Source organism: Arthrobacter sp. Y3223164 (assembly GCF_059091005.1).
In genome coordinates this window covers 1-5,584 of the sequence record NZ_JBNHGF010000178.1, presented here as the reverse complement: position 1 = coordinate 5,584, position 5,584 = coordinate 1, and the positions used below count along the sequence as shown (strand labels likewise).

3 protein-coding genes are annotated in these 5,584 nt (G+C 66.5%); all 3 read left to right on the top strand.

The window, feature by feature from the left end:
- Window positions 1-400: DciA family protein (locus AC5RUJ_RS10050; protein WP_494155818.1), on the top strand; the 400-nt coding region annotated here is incomplete at its 5' end.
- A 315-nt stretch (window positions 401-715) separates the two neighbouring features.
- A complete protein-coding gene (gene gyrB / locus AC5RUJ_RS10045) occupies window positions 716-2,740 on the top strand; it encodes a DNA topoisomerase (ATP-hydrolyzing) subunit B (RefSeq protein ID WP_494013768.1) in 2,025 nt (674 codons plus the stop codon).
- A 74-nt stretch (window positions 2,741-2,814) separates the two neighbouring features.
- Window positions 2,815-5,490: a DNA gyrase subunit A gene (gyrA, locus tag AC5RUJ_RS10040; RefSeq protein WP_494074741.1), complete on the top strand. Its 2,676-nt coding sequence runs from the start codon at window positions 2,815-2,817 to the stop codon at window positions 5,488-5,490.
- The last annotated feature ends 94 nt before the right edge of the window (window positions 5,491-5,584 follow it).

The window sequence follows — 5,584 nt, the reverse complement described above, 5'->3', positions numbered from 1 at the left end:
CGCATCCCGGGGGGCGCGGCCGTCCGCCGGCCCGCAGGATTTCGGCCGCGACCCCCAGGGCTTGGGGCGCGTGTTCGACCGGTTCGTCGCAGAACGCGGCTGGAACTCCCCGGTGGCCGTCGGCTCGGTCATTTCGCGGTGGGATGAATTGGTCGGCGCGGACATCGCTGCCCACTGCCGTCCGGAGAGCTTCGAGGAAACCACGGTGCAGGTCCGCTGCGACTCAACGGCTTGGGCCACGCAGCTGCGATTGCTCAGCAGCGCCCTGCTGAAGCGGTTCGACGAAAAGCTAGGCCCCGGCGTCGTGACTAAAATCCAGGTGCTGGCGCCGGCAGCGCCCAATTGGCGCAAGGGCAAGAGGTCCGTGAGCGGCCGCGGACCGCGGGACACCTACGGCTGATTTCGCCCCTCGCGGGAGGCCGGTCGGAAGCAGCCGGCACCGGCTCGCTTAGACGGCGTGTAGGACGCTGGAGACGTCCGCGGACATACACGGTCCCATCGGGCACCCGGCGGCGGCGTCAAAACCCGGTTTCCGTGCCGCATAGAGCCATGTTCGTGCAGGATTCACCGCCCTGACACGGTAGAATTGACTAGGCGGCGCCCGTCCTCTATCCGGAAGGGCGCCGACACACGAGTCCCCCGGACGGAACACAAGGAGTCAACGGCAACTGTGGCAGAGGACAATGAGCTGGAAAACACCGGCGCAGAACCCCAAATGACAGAGGGCAACGACGGCAAGCACTACGACGCCAGCGACATCACCGTCCTTGAAGGCCTGGAAGCCGTCCGCAAGCGCCCGGGCATGTACATCGGTTCCACCGGTCCGCGCGGGCTGCACCACCTCGTGTACGAGGTGGTGGACAACTCCGTCGACGAAGCGCTGGCCGGCTACTGCGACACCATCAACGTCACGCTGCTGGCCGACGGCGGCGTCCGGGTGGTGGACAACGGCCGCGGCATTCCCGTGGACATGCACCCAACCGAGGGCAAACCGACCGTACAGGTCGTGATGACCATCCTGCACGCAGGCGGCAAGTTTGGCGGCGGTGGTTACGCGGTCTCCGGCGGCCTGCACGGCGTAGGCATCTCGGTGGTCAACGCGCTGTCCGCGCGGGTGGAGACCGAGATCCGCCGGCAGGGCTACGTGTGGCACCAGTCGTTCGCCAACGGTGGCCTCCCGGTGGGCGACCTGCGCCGCGGCGAGGAGACCACCGAGACCGGGACCTCGCAGACCTTCTGGGCGGACCCCGAGATTTTCGAATCCACGGAATTCGACTTCGAGACGCTGCGCGCCCGCTTCCAGCAGATGGCCTTCTTGAACAAGGGCCTCAAAATTGTCCTGACCGATGAGCGCCGTCCGGAAGTCCACGCACCGGACGCCGAGGACGTGGACCTGGACACGACGCCCGGCACCGAGGTCGAGACCACCGCGGAACACCGCCAGGTGGTCTACAAGTACGACAACGGCCTGCTGGACTACGTCACGCACCTGAACTCCTCCAAGAAGGTGGAGGTCATCCACCCCGAGGTCATCGCGTTCGAGACCGAGGACACGGAGCGCAAGCTCTCGGTGGAAGTCGCGATGCAGTGGACCACCTCCTACTCGGAGAGCGTCCACACCTACGCGAACACCATCAACACGCACGAAGGCGGCACGCACGAAGAAGGCTTCCGCGCCGCGATGACCTCGTTGATCAACCGCTACGCGCGCGAGAAAAACCTGATCAAGGAGAAGGAAGAAAACCTCACCGGCGACGACATCCGCGAGGGCCTCACTGCCGTCATCTCCATGAAGCTGGGCGAGCCCCAGTTCGAGGGCCAGACCAAGACCAAGCTGGGCAACTCCGAGGCCAAGGGCTTTGTGCAGCGTGTGGTCACGGACGAACTCGGTGACTGGCTGGAGCGCAATCCCGGACCCGCCCGCGACGTGATCCGCAAGTCGATCCAAGCCTCGCAGGCCCGGCTGGCCGCCCGGAAAGCGCGCGAATCCACCCGGCGCAAGGGGTTGCTCGAATCCGGCGGCATGCCGGGCAAGCTCAAGGACTGCTCGTCCCGCGACCCATCCAAGTCGGAAATCTACATCGTGGAGGGCGACTCCGCGGGCGGTTCGGCCGTCCGCGGCCGGAACCCGGAGACCCAGGCCATCCTGCCGCTGCGGGGCAAGATCCTGAACGTGGAGCGGGCCCGGCTGGACCGCGCGCTGGGTAACGCCGAGGTCCAGGCCATGATCACCGCGTTCGGCGCCGGCATCGGCGAGGACTTCGACGTGGAGAAGGCCCGGTACCACAAGATCGTGCTGATGGCCGACGCCGATGTGGACGGCCAGCACATCACCACGCTGCTCCTGACCCTGCTGTTCCGCTACATGCGCCCGCTGATCGAGAACGGTTACGTCTACCTGGCGCAGCCGCCGCTCTACCGGATCAAATGGTCCAACCACCCCCACGATTATGTCTTCAGCGACCGTGAGCGGGACGAGACCGTCCGCCGCGGCCTGGCGAACAACCAGCGGCTGCCCAAGGAAAACGGCATCCAGCGGTACAAGGGCCTCGGTGAAATGGACTACACGGAGCTGTGGGACACCACCATGGACCCCGACCACCGGACACTGCTGCAGGTGACGATGGAGGATGCCGCCGCCGCGGACCAGACCTTCTCGATCCTGATGGGCGAAGACGTCGAATCCCGGCGCACCTTCATCCAGCAGAACGCCAAGGATGTCCGCTTCCTCGACATTTAGCCCCGCCGCAGCCGGCCGGCCGCCGGCCGCTGACCGGGCCGCACCAAGGTTTTGACGCAAAGGAAACTTAAACGATGAGCGACGAAGAGACGCCCGACCTGCCCGCAGGCACCGGCGATGAGCCGATCGAGGGCGAAATCCTGACCGACCGGGTGGAGCAGGTCGACCTCCAGACCGAAATGCAGCGGTCCTACCTGGACTATGCCATGGCGGTCATCGTCGGGCGCGCCCTGCCGGACGTCCGCGACGGCCTCAAGCCGGTGCACCGGCGGGTGCTGTACGCGATGTTCGACGGCGGTTACCGCCCCGAGCGATCCTTCAACAAGTGCGCCCGCGTGGTGGGCGAGGTCATGGGCCAGTACCACCCGCACGGCGACATGGCCATCTACGATGCCCTGGTCCGCCTGATCCAGGACTGGACCATGCGCTACCCGCTGGCGCTGGGGCAGGGCAACTTCGGCTCGCCCGGCAACGACGGCGCGGCCGCCCCCCGGTACACGGAAACCAAGATGGCGCCGCTGGCGCTGGAAATGGTCCGCGACATCGACGAGGACACCGTCGATTTCCAGGACAACTACGACGGCAAGAACCAGGAACCGACCGTCCTGCCGGCCCGCTTCCCGAACCTGCTGGTCAACGGTTCCTCTGGCATCGCCGTCGGCATGGCCACCAACATCCCGCCGCACAACCTGCGCGAAGTGGCCGACGGGGTCCAGTGGTACCTGGACAATCCCACCGCCAGCCGTGAAGAACTCCTCGAAGCGCTGATCCAGCGGATCAAGGGGCCCGACTTCCCCACCGGCGCTCAGATCCTGGGCCACAAGGGCATCGAGGACGCCTACCGCACCGGCCGCGGCTCCATCACCATGCGCGCCGTGGTCAACGTGGAGGAAATCCAGGGCCGGACCTGCCTGGTGGTCACGGAACTTCCATACCAGGCGAACCCGGACAACCTGGCCATGAAGATCGCCGAGCTGGCCAAGGAAGGCAGGGTGGCCGGCATCGCCGACCTGCGCGACGAGACCTCCGGCCGCACGGGACAGCGCCTGGTCATCGTGCTCAAGCGCGACGCCGTGGCCAAGGTGGTGCTGAACAACCTCTACAAGCACACCTCGCTGCAGGAGAACTTCGCGGCCAACATGCTCGCGATCGTCGACGGCGTGCCCCGCACCCTGACCCTCGACGCCTTTATCCGCCACTGGGTCACCCACCAGCTGGAAGTCATCGTCCGGCGCACCCGCTTCAGGCTGCGCAAGGCCGAGGAAGAAGCGCATATCCTGCGTGGCCTGCTCAAGGCCCTGGATGCGCTCGATGAAGTCATCGCCCTGATCCGCGCCTCGTCCACCACGGAAGAAGCCCGCGACGGCCTGATGCAGTTGCTGGACATCGACACGGACCAGGCCTCGGCCATCCTGAACATGCAGTTGCGCCGGCTGGCCGCCTTGGAACGGCAGAAGATCCAGGACCGCCACGCCGAGCTTGAGCGGATGATCCAGGAGTTCAACCGCATCCTCGCGTCCGAAGAAGCCCAGCGCAGCATCGTCAGCGAGGAACTCGCCGAGATCACCGGCAAGTACGGTGACGACCGCCGGACCCAGATCATGATGGGCTACGGCGGGGACATGAGCATGGAAGACCTCATCCCCGAAGAGGAGATGGTGGTGACCATCACCCGCGGCGGATACGTCAAGCGCACCCGCAGCGACAACTACCGGTCCCAGCAGCGAGGCGGCAAGGGAGTACGCGGCGCCCAGCTCCGCGGCGACGACGTGGTCGAGCACTTCTTCGTCACCACGACGCACCACTGGCTGCTGTTCTTCACCAACCTGGGCCGGGTGTACCGGGCCAAGACGTACGAGCTGGCCGAAGGCGGCCGCGACGCCAAGGGCCAGCACGTGGCGAACCTGCTGGCCTTCCAGCCGGACGAGCACATTGCCCAGGTCATGGACCTGAAGGACTACCAGCAGGCCCCCTACCTGGTGTTGGCCACCAAACGCGGCCTGATCAAGAAGACCCGGCTGGAGGACTACGACACGAACCGTTCCGCCGGCGTCATCGCGATCAACCTGCGCGACGGCGACGAGCTCGTTTCGGCGCGGCTGGTCGCTGAGACCGACGACATGATGCTGGTCTCCCGGCGCGGCCAGTCCCTGCGCTTCACCGCGACGGACGAGGCACTGCGGCCGATGGGACGCGCCACGTCCGGTGTGACCGGCATGAAGTTCCGTGAGGACGACGAACTGCTGGTCGCCGGCGTGCTGCGCGAGGACTCCTACGTCTTCATCGTGACCGCCGGCGGTTACGCCAAGCGGACCAAGGCCGACGAATACCGGGTCCAGGGGCGCGGCGGCCTGGGCATCAAGGTGGGCAAGTACCAGGAAGAACGCGGGCACCTGGTCGGCGCACTCATTGTGCAGGAGGAAGACGAGGTGCTGGTGGTGATGGAAAGCGGCAAGGTGGTCCGCTCCTCCGTCGCCGGTGTCCCCGTCAGGGGCCGCGACACCATGGGCGTCATCTTCGCCAAGCCGGACAAGAAGGACCGCATCATCGCCGTCGCCAGGAACTCCGAACGAGGCCTGGCCGCGGACGAGGAAGACACCGACACGCCGGACACGCCCCAGGGTCCCGAAACCGGTGGCACAACCGGCGCCGAATCTGCGCAGCAGGCAACCGATGAAGTACCGTTGGACGCAGACATGACGCAGTCCGCAGCCGAAACGACGGCGCCGGAAATCGGAGGTAACGAGTGAGTACACCTAAAACGCCACGGCCGGGCACGCGCCCGCAGCCGGCCAACGCGCCCCGGGCTACCACTCGCAGCGGCGGCACGCCTGCACGCCCGGC